Genomic DNA, 18,858 nt, shown 5'->3' on the forward strand with positions numbered 1-18,858 from the left:
AATTAGGTGATTTTATAAATGTCAAATTAACAAGTTGGAGGTAACGAAGTTTTGAATATTAATAATAAAGTAGAAAAAATATTTTCATATTTACTAAGTATAAAAAATATGAATCAAAAAACTATAAGAAATATTAATGAATATGAAAATGTACATTGGCAAAAGGAACTCCAAAATATTAGTGGGTGCACTTTTAATGTTGATGAAAATAAGGATTATTGGTTAACTATAGATGAGAGAGCAGGAAAATTATACGCTCAGTTTCAGAAAACATATTTAAAACTAGAAAAAAACAGTGAAGATTTAGAGGTGATTTGGTCAAATGGGCTTTTAACTTGGGAAAAAGAGGGCAAAAAAGTAGTCCATCCTATTTTTACGACTAAAATAGAAATAAAGCTTGATTCAATGAAAAAAATATTTACCCTAAAACCATATAATAACCAAACCAATGTGGAGCTTGAATTTTTAAATGAATACCTCGAAGTAAACTTAGACAGTTTACTAAGCATTCGCAATAAAGCAAAAGATATGGCTCTGGATGTAAGAAATATTGAAATGGCTTCGAAAATATTCGAAGAGATAGCTATGCTTTTAAAAGCTCACAGGTCGGGTTTTTATATTGAGGAGCTAAGCGGTGAATCAGATATAAAGATTCAAAGTAACATGCAATTTTACAATGCCCCATGCATCATACTTCGTAAGGTTGACACAAGACTTTGGAATATGGAACTAAATGATGTATTAACGCAAATAAGAGCGGGATTTCCTATTCCTAAAACTATAGAAGCTTTAGTTTCGGAGGAAGATATGGTGCAAGATATCGAGGAACTTAAAGAGTGGACGGAAGTGGGACAAGATGTATTATTTCCTTTGCCTGCAAATCAGGAGCAAATGGAAATAACTAAGAGACTCGCTGAAAACTTTGGCATTGTTGTACAGGGACCGCCAGGTACTGGTAAAAGCCATTCTATAGCTAATTTAATATGCCATCTTTTGGCACATGGCAAGAGGGTACTAGTGACAAGCCAAACAGATAGAGCATTAAGGGTTTTGTCTAATAAAATCCCCGAAGAAGTTAGGGCATTATGTATAAGTATATTGGGAAATGATACGAAATCACTAGAAGAATTGGACGAGTCTGTTAGAAAAATAACTGAAAATTTATCAATGGATACTAAAGAATTACATAAAGACATAAAACTCTTAAAATATAAACTTAGTAAGTGCATCGAAACTCAAAAAAAATTATATGAAGGGTTAAAATGCATTGAAGATAGAGAAAACGACAAGGTAGAGTATGAAGGTCAAAAATACACATTAATGCATATGGCTAAGTGGGTTAAAGATAATGAAGATGCTCATTCTTGGCTAGTAGATAAGGTTGATTTTAATAAACAAAATCCCTTAGGTCATGAAGAATTTAATAAGTTAGTTACATTATCAAGTAGAATTACAAAAGAGCAAATACATGAAATAAATAACATAGATAAGTACAGAGCGATATTGCCTAAAGAAGACGAGTTATGTTATAAAATATTAGAATTATTTAAATTAGAACAGTATCAACATATTCATGAGAATAATATTAAAGACTGGAATAATGTTAAGTCTATAGATTATGGAAATAGAAGATTACTAAAACTTGTAGATGATGCAATAGAAAGACTAGAAGGGTTTGAAAATAGCTGGCTAAATAATGTTATGACACATTATTATTCTAATAACGAATCACAAGGTGTTTGGCAACAATTAGTTAATAAGTGTAATGAATATATAAGAAGTATAAGTGAAATTAAGCAAGAATTAAATGATCACAAGTTAGAAATACCAACTGATGTTGATATAAACAAATTTAAAAATGACTTTGATGTTGTATCAAAAACAATAAATGAAAAAGGCAAACTGGGAATTGTATTTAAAATGATCCATGGTAAGTTTAAATATATATTCGCGGGTTGCAAGGTGGATTATGAGCTTATAAATAATAGTGAACAAATAAGGGTAGTTAATTTATATATAAAGCTACAGCTATTAGAAAGAGAACTTAAAAATATTTGGAATAATACAATAGAAGAGTATGGGGCAAAGATTATAGATGATTCAAACTTAAACTATGTAAGTGAAGTCGCGGGTTGCATTAGGGGTATTGAAACGATTATTAACTGGGACAAGGACTTTAGAAATAATATAATTAATTTTTTACCAGATAAAAACCTGACGATTAGTTTACGTTGGTATGAAAAAGAATCATATATCTATCTAAAAAATGGATTTGAGAGTTTAAGGCTTATAAATAAATATAATAAATTAAAACTAGAAATGGAAGGGATAGAGAAAACATTCAATAATGTAGGGTGCATGCAAAAGTTACACAATGCTATAAAAACAAGAGACGTTGATAGTTTACATTCTGTTTATATGGAGATTGATAGTCTAATGCAAGTGGCGAGTAGTGTGTTAGAATTAACACAATTAAGCAAAAAGATAGAAAAATGCTGTCCGATATTACTTGAAAATATCACAAATGATAATAAAAAGGCCATGAAGAGTTTAGAAAATTTAAATTGGGAAAAGGCATGGAAGTGGAAAAAATGGAATGATTTTTTGTGCGAATTAGAAGAAATTGATGTAGAAGCTTTAGAGAAAAATATAGCCCAGGAAAAAATTAAAGAAAAATATATTATAAGAGAACTTGTTTCTAAAAAAAGTTGGTTTAATCAAATAGAGCGTACTACTGAGGCTCAAAAAAGAAGCTTATTTACTTGGATGGAAGCTATAAAAAGAATAGGAAAGGGCACAGGAACTCAGGCAGTGAAGTATAGGAAAATTGCACGAAAGGAAATGGAAAATTGTAAGGATGTAATTCCTGTATGGATTATGCCAATAAATAGAGTCATGGAGAATTTAAAGCTTACGGATAATTTATTCGATGTGGTAATTGTGGACGAGAGCAGTCAAAGTGATATATCAGCTATAACAGTTTTAATGAGGGCTAAGAAGGCAATTATTGTAGGAGATGAAAAGCAAATAAGCCCAGAAGCCATTGGAAAGGACCATGTTGCTGTAGAAACTTTAATAAACACATATTTAGAAGACATTCCACATGCAGAATGGTTTGATCTAAAAACTAGCTTGTACAATACAGCCCTAAGGGTATTCCCAAATAGATTATTATTAAAGGAACACTTTAGGTGTGTTCCAGAGATAATAGGATTTAGTAATGAATTGTGCTATTCGGGCGAAATAATACCTTTAAGAAGAATAGACGCTAAAGAGATAGTTGGCCCATTTATAGTAACCTCTAAAGTTACTCAGGGATGTAGGGATGAAGCTAAGGCTATAAACGCAAACGAAGCAAAAAGCATTGTAGATAAGATAGTAGAGTGTTGTAGTGATGAGAGGTATAATGGCATGACAATGGGGGTTGTATCGTTACTAGGGGACGCTCAAGCTGAATTAATACTGGGCATGTTGGTAGAGACACTTGGCATGGAGGAAATACTGCAAAGAAGACTTATATGTGGAGATGCTTATTCCTTCCAAGGGGATGAGAGAGATGTAATGTTCCTATCGATGGTTATTGCAAATAATGCTAAATTTACAGCTTTAACTAAGGGATCAGATATAAGAAGATTTAACGTAGCGGCAAGCCGTGCAAGGAATCAAATGTGGCTATTTCACTCAGTCGATTTAAATAACCTCAATAATAAATGTGTTAGATACTCACTATTAAAATATTGCCTTGAGGAGAATGAACCTAAGGAAGAAATTAAATCACAACAATATTTATTATTAAACGATTTTGAGGAGCACATAGAAAAATGCATAAAAGAAAATGGATATAAGATCACACCAAAGGTTAAAGTGGGAAAATATACTATAGACTTTGTTGTAGAAACGGATTTATCCTTGGATATTCCTGGAGGTCATTATAAAAAAATAGCAGTTAAATGCATTGGAATGCCACAAGATGAAAATTATAATTGGCAAAAGCAGTATGAAATGCAAATGTGTCTTGAAAGGGTTGGATGGGAGTTTTATAAAATACGTGCCAGTGAATTTTATAGAAATCCTAGTGTAGTTATGGATAGATTATCACAAAAATTAAATAACTAGAAAACACATAAAACCTACTTAGTGAAATTTTTGTTTGCATATTATTCCAATTAAGTTATAATAAGTATAATGGCAGAGCATGATAATAGTATGATTTTTAATAAGAGGGTGAGAGGAATGACTAGCAAAGTGAAGAACGTAATATGGATGATATGGAAGAATGAACAAGAAGAAACATTTAAAGTAGGCGAATTAAGTAAAGGACCGGAAAAATATTATTTCAAATATGATATTGAGGGTGTTAAAAAGGCTGAAGCATATGGATTCTCTCCATTGCCGTGTTTTCCTATAGTAAATTCAAAGTATTTCAGCGAAGAATTATTTCGTTCATTTGTAACGCGACTACCATACCAGGGAGAAAAGGATATGACCTCTGTTTTAAAGGAATATAATATTGACGAATACGATGATTTAGAATTACTTGGAAAAAGCGGAGGCAAAATGTCAACAGACAGATTTGAATTTGTTTCGCCTTTTGATGAAGAGCGTATTGTTTTAGATAAAGAAGGTATTATCTCGGATGAGAAATAAAAACATCTAGACAAAAAGTGTGTAGGATGAAAAATATATTTTTCAGCCTACACATTTTTTGTTTTTCAAAATATGATAAGAAGTATAAGCAATTTTCAAATTTATAAAACTAAATACTTAAACAATATTATAAATTGTTCTCACAACATAGACTTATGAATCATAAAATGAAATGAGTAATAATTTGGGGTGGTATTTTGCTATACGTACTAATCTTAGCAGGTGGAAAAGGAACAAGACTTTACCCTCTATCTCGTGCACAAAACCCGAAGCAGTTTTTGAATATTATCAATAATAAGAGCTTTTTAAGAAGCACTGTGGATAGAATAAAATGTTTAGTTAGAAATGAAAATATTTATGTAGTTACAAATGAAGATTATTTTGATAAAATATGTGAGGAACTTCCAGAAATTAATAAAAAAAATATATTTGTGGAACCTAGTAATAAAGAAACTGCCACTTGTATAGGTCTATCCGCTGCCAAGCTAGTGAAGCAGGACAAGGAAGCAACCATGATAGTTTTACCTTCTGATCATTATATAGAAAATGAAAAGGAGTTTAAAGAAACTATTTTACAGGGAGTTGAAATTGCAAATAAAAAAAGAGGACTAGTCACCATAGGTGTACAGCCCACAAGACCAGAAACTGGGTATGGTTATATAGAAATGGGAGATAGGGTAAACGCTGATATGCCTACGTTCAAAGTAGAACGATTTTTAGAAAAACCTAATACCGAAGTAGCCAAGGATTTGCTCTTAAAAGGAAACTTCCTTTGGAATAGTGGTATGTTTGTATGGAGAGCAGATGTGTACTTACGAGAGATGGAGAAGTATTTACCTAAGATGTATAAAAGATTAATGACTATATATCAAGCTTTAGAGACTGATGAAGAAACCGAGGTAACAAAAGAACAGTACAATGAAATAGATGGAATATCAGTAGATTTTGGCATAATGCAGAAAACTAGAAAGGCATTTGTTATAAAATGTGACTTTGTATGGGATGACATAGGAACTTTTGCAGCACTTTCAAGGTTTCTAAGTAATTTACGAGGTAACAATGTATTGGGTAACACGTTTATGGAAGAGAGTGAAAATTGCTCAGTATTTGGTAAGGACAGACTTATAATTGGGTTTGGTGTAAAGGATCTTATAATTGTCGATGCAGGAGATGTAATACTCGTAATGGACAAGAATAAGGATCAGGAGATTAAGCATTTGGTTAATGAACTTAAAGAGTATGAAGAAACGGAAAAATATATATAATTTAATTTTAATAAGCCCCACCTATAGGGGGGGCTTATTGGTTACTTTATCCATACAAATTCATAGGGGTTTAGATCAATAGTACCCTTTATTTCTCTGCCTGTAACTATGTCAATCCCCACAATATTAGGTTTGATTTTTACAGTTTTTGAGTCTACATTTACTATAAATGTTATCTTTTCTTTAGTATGGTCATTATATCTTTCTAATACAAATATATTTTCTCCTAAATCTAAAACCTCTTGAGATGCAAAAGGTGAAAATGCTGAATGTGTTTTTCTAATTTCAACTAATTCCTTTGTTCTATTAAATATAGCCTTTTTTCTTTCATCATTATCTAATTCATTAGATAGCTTGCTAAATTCAAGCTTTTCTCTATTAATTCTTCTATTTATTCCTGACGATTCTAAGCCCTTATAATCATTTCTTGATCCTAATAATGAATGATAGTATATAGCAGGTACTCCTACAAAAGATAGTAATATTGAAATTGAAGCTATTATCTTATTAACTTCATCCTCTAAAGTAATATCTTCATCTATATTTATAATAGCATCATTATAATTAATATTAAGTTCATATACCGACCTACTTCCATCCGCATTATTCTTATAAGAAACTCTTCCTCCATTTTTATTAACCTTATCTACTAAAACTTGTCTTTCATTATCAGTTAAGATTCCTTCTGTTGGTCTCATCCCTATTCCATCATGACTTGATAAGAAGTTAAAATATGTAGCTGTATCAGATACCTTATCTATAGTATTTGCCCACTCTGTTAACTTTTTAGAATTATGGGTTGTAAGAGTGTATAGCACTAGTGGTGGTAACGGAAATTGATATACCATATTTGCTTCATTACTCTTATCTCCAAAGTAACTTATATTTTCACTGTGAGGTACATTAGTCTCCGTTATTATTTGAGTGTTTTCTTTAAAGTAATCAAACAATAGTCTCCAGACCTCAATAACTGCATGGGTTTGAGGGAGATGCATGCAGTTTGTGCCAGACTGCTTCCATAAGAAACCTATAGCATCTAACCTTATTGATGTTGCGCCATTTCTAGCATAGTTTAATAATATATCTGTCATTTCTAATAAAACTGCAAAACATCCAAAGTTCACATCGATTTGGTCTTCACTGAACGTTGTCCATACTGTTTTTATTCCACTTTCGCCTTCATACTTATGGAATAATGGTGATGTTCTGGGCCTTATAACATTTTTAGTATTAAAATTATTATCTTCTTTTATAAAATAATTTTCATATTTTTTTTCATTACTTAAGTATCCCTTAAACCAGCTACTTGATTTAGAAATGTGATTAGCTACAAAATCAAACATTAATCTATAATCCTCAGATAAATTTTTTATACATCCCCAATCACCTAAATCTTTATTTATTTCCATATAATCAACCACAGAAAATCCATCATCAGAGGTATAAGTAAACATTGGAAGAATGTGAATGTCTGTTATAGTGTTTCCTACCTTTTTATTTAAGAACTTCTTTAAAGTTCTTATTGTTGGAACCCCCTCCTCATAGATGCTATCTCCATAAGTTATCAAATATACATTTTTTTCTGAAATAGCATCTGCCTTTGTAAGTCTTATTTCTTCCCACTTATTTATCAGTTTTTCAATTTCATCTTTAAATTCATCTTTATATTCTGATCCATAAATAAACTTTAATTTTTCAACTACAGCGCTAGTTAATTCTAAATTATTCATAAAAACCTCCACTTCTTATACTATTATCTTTATAGTTACATATCCTCTAGGCTTAACTTTAATTTCTCCATTAACTTCTTCAATCTCTTTTTCATAAAGATTAGTTAACTTTATGGATTTAAATTTATCACAATATAAGTTAACCACTTCTTCACTATATCCTGGATTAAATAATCTTACTATAAACCCATCTTTCTCGTAGGATTCTTTACATACACTTTGTATTATATTTGCGTTATCTATTTTCATTAATGAATATTCATCTCCATTAACATCAAGATTTAATGGAATCTCAAACCTTTCTACTCTGTCTTCAAATAAATTCAGATTCTGCTTTTGGTAACTTGTATATCTTCCAATGAATTTGTCAACTTGTTTAAATAATTCTTCCGAGGAATCCCTTAGAGTTATGGCATATTCAAAATTCATTTTTTTGATCATTTGTGCATCTGGAGTGTAAACAACCTTATTGTTTATTCCAGAAGCTCTACCTGGTCTCCAGAGTAAATCATCACGTCCAAGTAACCCAACACTTCTAAATAGTGTTAATGCTATCTTTGAATTCTCTAGAATTTCATATTCTTTAATGCCCTTGGTAATAACCCCATAAGTATACTTTTCATCCTTTAACATAACCATATTCTCTAAGGCATATATTGGTACTGGTGCTTCTACAAATCCACTTTCTCTCCAGTTTTTTAGATATTTATTAGTATTACTTCTTTCAATAAAAGAGAATCCCTGGTCACTTAGTGAAGTTGAACTAACTACATTAGTATTTAAAACAACTCTTACTCTATGATCCTTTGCCGTATTATCTATATGATGCTTGATTCTTATAGTGGATTCACCATTTCTAAGCTCTATTTCTGTGTTTACAATTATCTCACAAGATTTATAATTAACTCCTCTATGCTGAATAATCATCTTGTTTATGTTCTTAGATTTTTTAACTTCTAAAAGAATAGCCTTACTTATAACTGTGCGTTCTCCATTTGAAGATGGAGAATAATCGTAAGAATCTCCACAATCTTCACTATCTTCAAAATAGAAGATGTCCGCAATTTCTTCACTTGTTTTTTTGTTTATTAATGTAATTTCATTATCCTTTAACCTTATTTTATAGAAGTTATTTTCTATTTCATGGTCCTCAATAACCTCTAGTATATTTTCACTGTTTATTTCACCTTCATTAACTATAAGGGTCTTATATCCCAAAGCTTTAAGCTTTTCATTTTTTATAATTACTTCACTTCTATAATAGCCAGGAAGCTCTATTTGAGTATCTCCATCAGCACTTGCCACTACTTGCTTTCCGCCACTTATATAATCTCTTTTAACTATATCAAACTCGGCCGAATTTCCTTCTATTGTATTTAAGTTAAAGTTTTTTTTCACACTAAATATAACTGTTTCAACATTTTCTACTGAGCTATAAACTTTAGTATTAAATAATACAACTATATTTTCATTTCTTACTTTTTTACTAATAGCTGTAGTAATTTGCTTTTTAATTACATTAATTAATCCTGAGCAAATCCTATCAGACTTCTCGATCCTATTTAAAATTCCTCTATTTGTAGCATCAGAATTACATCCACCTATACTATCATGAGCATGAACATCAAATAATGATTTCCACATTATATCTACCCATGGAGTTGGATATTTTAACCCTAAGGAGTTCCCTATAACAGCAAGTGGCTCTAATATATAAAGTATCTTATTTTCCACATCATAGTTAGCTTTTTTAATATCATACCTTTGAGATTTTATAGTATTATGTATCCTTGATTTTTGACAAGCTATTAGTTCTCCTTTTATCTCATTTTCAAAAGATTTATTCATTGTATCCTTCATAAAGTCTTCATAGTTAGACAATATAAACTCATACTTATACTGCTTTTCATTAAGCTCTTTTATAGTTTTTGGAAAATGATTTCTAACTAGAACTTGGTCTCCTCCTGCTGGCAATAATAGGTCATCTGAGCCCACATTTAAAGATTCCAACTTTTCTAACATTGGTATTAGTTTTTCTTCTATATATTTATCATCTGTAGTTAGAAATTTACCCGGGCCATAACCCAAGAAAATATTATTAGCCTTAACTCTTTCTCCATCAGGTGATGACCATCTAAAGTTTAAATTATCTTTTAAATCCTCTGTGTATACTCCTCTTTGAAGTATGCTGTCTTCTATATCAAAACCCCTAAAAATTGAAGGTAAATATTGATTTTGTCCAAATACATCGGGTAGATATCCTACCGTCATAGAGTGGCCAAATTTATTTCCTAGTCTTGTTCCATATAATAAGTTTCTTATTATTGATTCTTTATTTACAAGCAATGTATCAGTTTGAGTATACCAAGGCCCTACAAATATTCTTCTTTCCTTAATCAATTCTTCTAATTTCACCCTATCTTCTGGATAAAGCACTAAATATTCCTCAACTATTGATAATTGTGCATCTAATGTATAAGAATTAAATTCTGAGTCCTTTTCTAACACTTCAATAAGGTATGGAATGTTTTGGCTTAGCAGTACGTTTGAATCCTCTATTGTAAAGTACCATTCTCTATCCCAATGAGAATGTGGTACTATATATACCTTTTTCTTTTTATTCATATTCTCCTCCTAAATCATAATCACTAGTGAAAGAACTAAAAGCTATAAATATAGCTTTTAGTTCTTTTATTTATAAAGCTGTCTTTTTCTCGTGTTTTCTAATAATATGATATCTTATAAAAATATTAGAAAAAGCTATGAATAATACACCTACTATTAATCCTATTATGTAAGCCCATAAATTTTCTACTAAAGGCCATCCCCATATTGCTGGTAATGGATTCCATTGAACAGCGCCTAGCGCAACAGCTGTACATGAACCAATTATTGCACCAATTACATTGATTGGAATGGTTATTAATGGATTTTTTAACATAAATGGTATTGCGCCTTCACTAACTGCTATGAGCCCTAACACAATAGATGTATTACCAACAACTCTTAAGTTTTCATCAAATACTCTTCTTCCAACTATATATTTATCTAAAACTGTTGCAAGTCCAAGCCCTATTGGAGGAATTACTATAGATAATACTCTTCCTGTTAAAGGGAATATTTCATCTGCTGCAAGCCCCATAGCTATAGCACCTGCTGCCTTGTTTACTGGCCCTCCAAGGTCAAATGCTGTACAAGCTGCTATTATAGAAGTTAATATTAATGTACTTCCAGTATTAAAAGAAGCAATTAAATTTGATAACCAACCATTTAAACCTCCAAAGACAGGATCAATAACATAGAAATTTAGCACAAAAATAACAAATACAACTATACCTGGTAATAAGAACATTGGCTTCATTGCTCGAAGATCTTTTGGTAACTTGATCTTTTCATTTAAGAACTTGGTTAAGTAACCTGCGACTAAACCAAGAATTAAAGCACCTAAGAATCCTGAAGGTATCCCTCCTTTGATTTCCCAGAAGGTATAATGCAATCCACCGGCAAAAGCACCACCTATAAATCCTGGTACAAGACCCGGTCTATCTGCAATTGAATATGCTACATATGCTGCGAATACTGGATATATAAACTTAAATATTAATGCACCAAACTTATCTAAATAATATAAGAATACGTATAATTGATTTGCGCTTTCTCCTAATTTATTCAAGTTATCTATTTGACCTAGGCCCATAGCCCAAAGTTTTGCTATACCCATCATAAGACCAGCTGCAACTATAACTGGAATCATATAAGAAATACCAGTCATTATAGCTTCCATCATTCCAGCTAAGAAGCCTTTTTTAACACCGCTATCCACAGAGGATTCTGATACAGCTCCACTCTCTACTTTGCCATCTGGATTTTCTAAAACTCTCACAATTAAACCCTTAGCATCCTTTAGTGGTTCTGCTACCTTTACCTTTACAAATGATTTACCATTGTATCTTTCAATGTTTTTAACGGCTATATCACAGGCAAATATTACTCCATCTGCATTTTTTATATCGTCCTGGCTATGTCTATCTTCTATACCGTTAGCGCCTTGCTTTTCAGTAAGCACTCTAACTCCCATTTCCTTACCGGCCTTTTCAAGTGCTTCAGCAGACATATATGTATGAGCTATTCCTGCTGCACAAGATGTAACAGCTAAAACTGTCTTATTATATTCTACAACTTCATTATTAACCTTTTTATAATCTAGCGCCGCTATAAACGCTTTAATATCTTTAGCCTTCTTTAAATTTGTGGTAAAGTCTTCATACATTAAAGCTGATGCAAGTTCACCTAACAATTTTAAATGAGTTGAGCCTTCTTCTGCTTTGGGGATAGCTAATAAAAATACTAATTCAACATCATTATTTTCCGTTACACTTTCCCAATCATTTATAGGACTTTCTAACCTAGCCACTGCAAAAGCTGCTTTATTTACTGAAGTTGATTTACCATGTGGTATTGCAACCCCTCTTTCTAGTCCTGTTGGAGACTGTGATTCCCTCTCCATTACAGTTTTAAAAAATTCTTCTTTTGATGAAAGTATACCTTGATCATAAAGTTTGTCTATTAGTTTTTTTATAACTTCTTCTTTTTTTAAAGATTTTTGATTTAAAATGATTAATTCACTATTAGTCATATTTTTTAAATCCATGATCATTCTCCTTTATCATTTTATATATGAGGGCTTATTGATTTGTGAAATCTTTTACATTTACAAGATAATTATTACATAAAGAGATAAAGTTTTGTTATACAAAGAAAGTATAATTTTACTTTTCCGCATTATGATGTGTATAATGTAATTATAATATTCGTTATAAAACATCATAAAAATTGGAGGTATTATATTTGAGTGTTGTTGTTAACTATTTCGCTGATAAGTTAAATTACTTAACTTATGCTGAAAAACATATTTTCTATTACATAGACTCAAACTTAGAAAAGGCAAAAGAACAATCTCTTACCAAGATGGCTGAAGAAAACAATGTCAGCAATACCACTATTGTTAGAATGTGTAGTAAACTTGGACTATCTGGTTTTTCAGAGCTTAAATATATATTAAAAAATATTGACATACCATCTACTCCTAACATATATAACTATATAGGTGTAATTAAAAACAATATCAATCACTCTCTTGATAAATTATCTATAGGAAACATTAATAAACTAGTCAAAATGATAAAAGGGTCTCAGAAAATCATTATAGTCGCTGTTGGCCTCTCAAAGCCCATGGGTGAATATTTTTCAAAACTATTAATGCAGTCCAACAAGAGTAGTTTCTATATATATGAATCTCAGATAATTGATCTTTTAGATAAAAGTTCAACCCATGATGATTTGATAATTTTTATATCAAACAGTGGAGAGACTCATACATTAACTACTATTGCTGAAAAACTAAGCTATAGGAATTTTAAAACTGTTGCTATTGTTAATACTCCTGATTCTACTTTATCTAAACTTGTAGATATTTCTATAAATGCTTATTCTGAAAAAAACAATTTATATGGTTATGATATAACAGCACGCTCTACTCTTTTGGTTATCATTGACATAATTTTTGCTTATTATATTAATAACACAAAAATAACATAAATAAGGAAAATTGATGATGTAATTAATCTATATAAGCCAATATTAATACGAAATTAAACCCTCTTAATTAAATAAGAGGGTTTAATTTCATTTAAAATGGAAGTCATCTACGGAATCAGTGGGGTGGATTTTAAAGCGAAGATAGCTTGCTATCATCGTTATTATCGAATTTTCCGTTAGCAATCATTATTTTTTTGTCAGCGAATGTAGCTACTTTTGATGAGTGAGTAACGATAATTACACATTTGTCTTGCTGCCTTGCCAGTTCTAAAAAAATCTTCATTATGCCTTCTTCTGTGTCTTTATCAAGGTTACCTGTTGGCTCATCAGCTAAAATTATATCTGGATTATATGATAATGCTCTTGCTATTGCAACTCTTTGCTGTTCACCACCAGAAAGCTTTAGGACTCTACGCTTTGATTTTGTTTCATCAAGTTCTAAATTTGATAACATATTTAGAGCAATTTCATTTTTATTTTCTAGTTTCTTTCCAGATACATCAAGTGATAATACCACATTTTCCTGTGCTGTCAGTTGAGGCAACAAATTGTATCCTTGAAATATAACTCCCACCATTCGGCTCCTATATTGGTATTTATCTATTTTTTTAATATCTTTACCATCATATAAAATCTTCCCTTCAGTTGGAGTAGTTAACCCCGATAATACAGATAAAAGTGTACTTTTACCTGCGCCTGATTTTCCAATAATTGCATAGATTTTGCCCTTTTCAAATTCAAAATTAATATCATTTAAAATCTTTTGATTATTACCATCATAAGAATAAGACAAACTTTCAAGTTTTAATATACTCATATACCTCTCCCCCTAATTCCTATTTGACAATATCTTAAGCGGTTCATAGCGTAAGATAAATATTGTTGCTCCACAACTACTAATTATTGTAAGTAGTATACCAATTCCAATTAACTGCAATATTACTTTAATATCAGTTACTGCTGTTATATTTTTAATATAGCTGACATCGTTATTCTGTTTAGAATTTCCAATTTGAGAACTCCCTCCACCTTGGACCATTCCTGGTCTTCCAAAATTTTCGTTTTGGGTGGCCTTCTGTGTTTGAGCTGATGTCACCTGGTTTTCAAGTAATGTGTTTGCAATTGGTACAGAAGCTATTGCTCCAATTGATGTCCCAATAATTATTGCAACAAAAGTAACTAAAAACAGCTCTATAACAAACTGAAATGCAACTTTTATTTTCTTCATTCCAATAGCTGTCAATACACCTACCTCATATTTACGTTCACGAATATTAAAAATGTTAAGTACAACTAAAATTGTTCCACCAATTATAAAAACAAGTAAAAGAAATATGTCCGCAAATTTGTTTAAATTCTTAAGTGGAACTAAGCTTTGTTCGTAATTGGTTACATCTTTTGAGGTAACAGTATAATCTTTTGACAGTCCGAGTGATACCGCATCAGTTTTAAAGTTATTGAATTGTTCTACATTTGAAAAAGAATATATACCACTAGTTTGGCTTCTTAAAGCTGTTGTGGTTTCATTTTCATTTTGGTCAGTAGCCTTTTGTGCCTTGCTTTCTGAGTTATTAGTAATTGCTTTTAGTGTGTTGTAGTTTGTATAAATATAATTTGCGGGATCCTGCGATGCGGAAAATCTCATCATTTTATTATCACTTGTAGCGGTTGTGCTATAAATGCCCTTTATGGTGAGTTCATATGTTTCCGTACTTAAATTAGGGTTTGATAACTTTATTTTATCACCAACCTTTAACTTGTTAAAAGTTGAAAGTGTATCACTTATTAGGCAGGAGTTATCTGCTTTATCAAATGAAAAGATCCCACCGGATGCAATTTTATTTGTACCATCTACAAATGATGTCATTGCATTTTCTGTGTTATACCCCATAATTGTGAAATCACCCTGTTGCCCCATACCTCCAAAGCCTTTTTTGTCACCAGTGACAACTTTAAATTCATTTGTATCTCCGGTTGTCGTGCTTTCGGTTTCAGTATATGGCTCGATGCCATCACTTTTTGAAATAGAACTTTCTAATGAGTAATTAAAATCTTTAACATAGCTTGAATTTGAGTATTTTTGCATTTCAGCTAAGGTAATTGCCGGATGATCTTGCATAAGCTGACGTAATGCCTGTCTGTCATTCTTAGCTTGTTCTTGGAGTTTTGTCATATCCACTCCAATTGTAGCTGTAATTGATAAGTCTTTTAGTCCCTCGTTCTGGGCAGTTTTTGCTGCTTGTTTAATAGATAAAGCAACACAGCTAGAAACTGCGATTACAAGCGCAATAATTCCTATTAATATATTTCTCGCTAGATTTCTCGAAATATTTTTAAGTGCATTTTTGAAAATATACATAGTGATTAATCAGCTCCTTCTTTAATTCTAATTATATTTAACAGTTGTGATGTTTTTGTGAGCTTAAAAAAATAATCTGCTTAACGCCTAAGCGTTAAGCAGATTAAATTACTAATTTGTGCTTTTCAAAGAAAACCAAAATTCAACGCCACCGTCATGATTTATCACACCATAATTGCCTTCGTGAGCGTTAATAATTGTTTTAACAATGTAGAGCCCTAGTCCAACATTGTTTTCGTCATTTCTTGTTCGTGCTTGATCTGTCCTATAAAAGCTGTCCCATATCTTGTCGATATTCTCCATAGGAATATTTTCGCCCTCGTTATATATTGAAAACACCACATTTTCTTGGTGTTTCTTAACAGATATCTTAACCATATTATTTGGTTTTGTGTGTGAAATTGCATTTATCATATAATTTTTCATCACTTGCTCTAAGTGTATTTTATCACCACTAACGCAACAATCATTTTCAAAATGCGTATTATAGATAATACCCTTTTTTGCAAACAATACATAGTTTTTTGCAGTAAGCAGTGAGGCAACTTCTCCCAATTTAATATTTTCTTTTTTTAGTTTAACCAAATTATTTTCAATACTTGAAATATCAAGCAAGCTCTTAACAAGCTGATCCATTTTTTGGCTTTCATCAATAATTACATCATAATAAAAGCTTTTATCGATACCCTCTACATCATTTTTTAACATTTCGGAATATCCCAACAATAATGAAAGTGGAGTTTTTAATTCATGGGATACATTGGCAATAAATTCTCTTCTCATTTTTTCTATTTGTTTTTGATAATTAATACCCTTTTGCAGGACTTGATTTGCACTTGTAAGCTTTGAAATCATTTGTGAAAGTGTATCCGACATGATATTAATGTTTTTGGCTAACCTCCCTATTTCATCATCAGGTAAATTTTCATCTGCTTTTTTCGTAAAATTCAAAACAGCAACATTTCGTGCCACTTCATCAATTTGTTTAATAGGTTTACTGAATTTTGAAGCAAATATATATGCTGCAAATCCACCAAACAATAATGCAAAAATAGAAATAAACACACTAAATTTGGCTAGAATTTTTGCGCTCTGTTCAACTCCAGAAATGGGTGTTTCAATTACAATGAATCGTTTTCCATTTTCTGAATTTATTATTCCGTGAAGCATTAAGCTTTTTTCATTTGTTCTATAGTTCACCTGCAATACAGCGCTTGGATTCTCAGAAAATATTACTCTACCATTTTCATTTTTAAAGCGAAAAGGTGCATTTGCTGGAAATGGATGACTTTTTCCATAACTACTATAAATATCATTAGATAATTCATCTAAAATAGTAATTTGTAAATTGTCAGTTTCTTCGCGGTGGTTAATAATTTTATATAACTTTGGCTCATCATCACTGTAATTTTGCTTGATTTGACTAAATAGTTGTACAATTACATTGCTTTTTTGTGCCTTGAAATATGGATTTGCTAAAAATATGTTGAATATTACTTGTAATATTACAATTGAAAAAATAATTAGCCCAACAAATATAGTAACTTTAGTTTTAATTGTTTTGTTCATTTTTCACCTCAAAGCGATAACCAACGCCATGGACGGTTTTGATATATTGACAATTGAATACAAGTTTTGCTCTTAATTGCTTTATGTGTGTATCAACTGTTCTTGTATCGCCTACATAATCATAATTCCAAACAGCATCTAAAATTTGTTCTCTGGCTAACACTAGTTCATTATTTTCAATAAAGTATAAAAGTAAATCGTATTCTTTGGGTGTAAGGTCTAATTTTTCATTGGCACAAACTACTTCTTTTTTTAACTTATCAACTGATATATTGCCTATAACAACATTTTCGGCCTTTCTCTTACCAGTTCTTTTTAATACAGCTTCAAGTCGTGCAAGAAGTAATGATGGCGAAAAAGGTTTAGATATATAATCATCTGCACCAAATTTAAATCCAGCCAATTGATCATATTCCTCCCCCTTAGCAGTAAGCATAATAATTGGAGTAATCGAGTCTTCACGAATTTCAGAAAGTACATCAAATCCATTTTTCATTGGCATCATTACGTCTAATAAAATTAAATCTATCTTACTGTTATTAGAATAAAACATTTCCATCGCTTCTTTTCCATTGCTTGCTTCAAGTATCTCATATTTATGACTAACGAGAAAGTCCTTAAGCATTCGTCTAATTCTACTTTCATCATCAACAATAAGAATCAGACCCTTTATTATGTCCATTATTATCACCACCTTAAAACGATAGTATACCATAACCATGATAAAAATATGAGAAGCCATTACTAAAATTGATAACGTAGCGAACAATTTATGTTTGCTAATTATCAAGATTCCGATTCCTATAATAGATATAATAAAGGAAACACTTTAATAATTTTACAAATTAATCAAATAAAAGTATACTAAAATTGTGTAAATCTAAACTATACAAATATGGATAAAATTCCATATATAAGATGATGTATGAAATTAATTAATAAAGGGTGAGTGTGATGAATGATAATATAAGTGTATTAGTGGTGGAAGATGATATAGATATAAATAATTTGTTATGTGAAATATTGAGCAAACATGGATACCATGTAAAAACTGCATATTCAGGATCAGAAGCAAGAATGTGTATAAATCAGTATGATTTTCACATTATCTTATTAGATTTAATGATACCAGGAATATCTGGAGAGGAACTTATATCACTCATAAGAAAAATTGAAACTATGCCAATAATAGTTTTATCTGCGAAGACAGCACAGGATACAAAAATAGAAGTACTAAGACTAGGTGCAGATGACTTTGTGTCCAAGCCTTTTGATGTAAATGAAATTCTAGCAAGGGTTGAATCACAACTCAGAAGATATATGATATTTTCTAATAAAAGTCAAAGCGAAAATATTTTAAAGTATAAAGATTTAATTTTAAATAGTGAAGCAGTAGAGGCACTAGTTAAAGGCGAAAATATTAACATTACACCAAGAGAGTTTCACATATTAGAAATGTTAATGTCTTACCCAAACAAGGTGTTTACTAAAGCAAATATATTTGAGACTGTATGGAATGATGAGTTTTTGGGTGATGATAATACTGTAAATGTTCATGTAAGCAATATTCGCTCGAAAATAGCAAAAATTGATCCAGATAGTGAGTATATTCATACAGTATGGGGAATTGGTTATAAGATGAGCTAGAAATCTTAATACTTTCTTAATGATTTCCTTAAAGTTTCTTATA

At 31.0% G+C, this 18,858-nt stretch carries 12 protein-coding genes; 5 read left to right on the plus strand and 7 right to left on the minus strand.

Features of this window, described 5'->3' with window-relative positions; all coding sequences use genetic code 11:
• Nucleotides 1-51 precede the first annotated feature (51 nt).
• The 3 genes from ACWJKS_RS00360 to ACWJKS_RS00370 all read left to right on the plus strand — a co-directional run bounded on the left by ACWJKS_RS00360 (nucleotide 52) and on the right by ACWJKS_RS00370 (nucleotide 5,912).
• A complete protein-coding gene (locus ACWJKS_RS00360; RefSeq protein WP_462960215.1) occupies nucleotides 52-4,116 on the plus strand; it encodes an AAA domain-containing protein in 4,065 nt (1,354 codons plus the stop codon).
• Between the two features lie 117 nt (nucleotides 4,117-4,233).
• Nucleotides 4,234-4,647, plus strand: a complete 414-nt coding sequence (locus tag ACWJKS_RS00365; protein ID WP_216303320.1) for a hypothetical protein — start codon at nucleotides 4,234-4,236, stop codon at nucleotides 4,645-4,647.
• 197 nt (nucleotides 4,648-4,844) lie between these two features.
• Complete coding sequence (locus ACWJKS_RS00370; protein WP_216303321.1) at nucleotides 4,845-5,912, plus strand: mannose-1-phosphate guanylyltransferase; 1,068 nt, start codon at nucleotides 4,845-4,847, stop codon at nucleotides 5,910-5,912.
• Nucleotides 5,913-5,953: 41 nt separating this feature from the next.
• Here the strand turns inward: ACWJKS_RS00370 and ACWJKS_RS00375 are convergent, their stop codons facing one another.
• The 3 genes from ACWJKS_RS00375 to ACWJKS_RS00385 form a co-directional block, all read right to left on the minus strand.
• Complete coding sequence (locus ACWJKS_RS00375; RefSeq protein ID WP_462960216.1) at nucleotides 5,954-7,642, minus strand: sugar phosphorylase; 1,689 nt, start codon at nucleotides 7,640-7,642, stop codon at nucleotides 5,954-5,956.
• Nucleotides 7,643-7,657: 15 nt separating this feature from the next.
• Nucleotides 7,658-10,267 (minus strand): glycoside hydrolase family 38 N-terminal domain-containing protein, encoded by a 2,610-nt coding sequence (locus ACWJKS_RS00380; RefSeq protein WP_462960218.1) that lies wholly within the window; start codon nucleotides 10,265-10,267, stop codon nucleotides 7,658-7,660.
• A gap of 70 nt (nucleotides 10,268-10,337) precedes the next feature.
• The gene (locus ACWJKS_RS00385; RefSeq protein ID WP_462960219.1) at nucleotides 10,338-12,293 is read right to left on the minus strand and encodes a fructose-specific PTS transporter subunit EIIC; all 1,956 of its coding nucleotides are present in this window, start codon (nucleotides 12,291-12,293) and stop codon (nucleotides 10,338-10,340) included.
• A 197-nt stretch (nucleotides 12,294-12,490) separates the two neighbouring features.
• Here ACWJKS_RS00385 and ACWJKS_RS00390 point away from each other — a divergent pair, with 197 nt between their 5' ends.
• Nucleotides 12,491-13,240 (plus strand): MurR/RpiR family transcriptional regulator, encoded by a 750-nt coding sequence (locus ACWJKS_RS00390; RefSeq protein WP_216303325.1) that lies wholly within the window; start codon nucleotides 12,491-12,493, stop codon nucleotides 13,238-13,240.
• A 130-nt stretch (nucleotides 13,241-13,370) separates the two neighbouring features.
• Here ACWJKS_RS00390 and ACWJKS_RS00395 read toward each other — a convergent pair whose 3' ends face one another.
• From ACWJKS_RS00395 to ACWJKS_RS00410, 4 genes are all read right to left on the minus strand, one after another.
• Nucleotides 13,371-14,057: an ABC transporter ATP-binding protein gene (locus tag ACWJKS_RS00395; RefSeq protein ID WP_216303326.1), complete on the minus strand. Its 687-nt coding sequence runs from the start codon at nucleotides 14,055-14,057 to the stop codon at nucleotides 13,371-13,373.
• A 12-nt stretch (nucleotides 14,058-14,069) separates the two neighbouring features.
• Nucleotides 14,070-15,599, minus strand: coding sequence for an ABC transporter permease (locus tag ACWJKS_RS00400; protein ID WP_462960220.1), 1,530 nt, complete (start codon nucleotides 15,597-15,599; stop codon nucleotides 14,070-14,072).
• Between the two features lie 111 nt (nucleotides 15,600-15,710).
• The gene (locus ACWJKS_RS00405; RefSeq protein ID WP_462960221.1) at nucleotides 15,711-17,168 is read right to left on the minus strand and encodes a sensor histidine kinase; all 1,458 of its coding nucleotides are present in this window, start codon (nucleotides 17,166-17,168) and stop codon (nucleotides 15,711-15,713) included.
• The gene (locus tag ACWJKS_RS00410) at nucleotides 17,152-17,850 is read right to left on the minus strand and encodes a response regulator transcription factor (RefSeq protein ID WP_462960222.1); all 699 of its coding nucleotides are present in this window, start codon (nucleotides 17,848-17,850) and stop codon (nucleotides 17,152-17,154) included. The genes ACWJKS_RS00405 and ACWJKS_RS00410 overlap by 17 nt, the downstream gene beginning before the upstream one ends.
• A 272-nt stretch (nucleotides 17,851-18,122) precedes the next feature.
• On the opposite strand from ACWJKS_RS00410, the gene ACWJKS_RS00415 reads away from it, so the two are divergent.
• Nucleotides 18,123-18,815 (plus strand): response regulator transcription factor, encoded by a 693-nt coding sequence (locus ACWJKS_RS00415; protein ID WP_462960223.1) that lies wholly within the window; start codon nucleotides 18,123-18,125, stop codon nucleotides 18,813-18,815.
• The last annotated feature ends 43 nt before the right edge of the window (nucleotides 18,816-18,858 follow it).

The sequence above is a fragment of the Clostridium sp. CM038 genome (genome assembly GCF_055081105.1).

What these genes read in the sequence shown, in the direction of transcription:
- ACWJKS_RS00400 (WP_462960220.1), bottom strand. Translation starts at nt 15,599, where the DNA reads ATGTATATTTTCAAAAATGCACTTAAAAATATTTCGAGAAATCTAGCG.
- ACWJKS_RS00385 (WP_462960219.1), bottom strand. Translation starts at nt 12,293, where the DNA reads ATGGATTTAAAAAATATGACTAATAGTGAATTAATCATTTTAAATCAA.
- ACWJKS_RS00405 (WP_462960221.1), bottom strand. Translation starts at nt 17,168, where the DNA reads ATGAACAAAACAATTAAAACTAAAGTTACTATATTTGTTGGGCTAATT.
- ACWJKS_RS00365 (WP_216303320.1), top strand. Translation starts at nt 4,234, where the DNA reads ATGACTAGCAAAGTGAAGAACGTAATATGGATGATATGGAAGAATGAA.
- ACWJKS_RS00380 (WP_462960218.1), bottom strand. Translation starts at nt 10,267, where the DNA reads ATGAATAAAAAGAAAAAGGTATATATAGTACCACATTCTCATTGGGAT.
- ACWJKS_RS00375 (WP_462960216.1), bottom strand. Translation starts at nt 7,642, where the DNA reads ATGAATAATTTAGAATTAACTAGCGCTGTAGTTGAAAAATTAAAGTTT.
- ACWJKS_RS00415 (WP_462960223.1), top strand. Translation starts at nt 18,123, where the DNA reads ATGAATGATAATATAAGTGTATTAGTGGTGGAAGATGATATAGATATA.
- ACWJKS_RS00395 (WP_216303326.1), bottom strand. Translation starts at nt 14,057, where the DNA reads ATGAGTATATTAAAACTTGAAAGTTTGTCTTATTCTTATGATGGTAAT.
- ACWJKS_RS00410 (WP_462960222.1), bottom strand. Translation starts at nt 17,850, where the DNA reads ATGGACATAATAAAGGGTCTGATTCTTATTGTTGATGATGAAAGTAGA.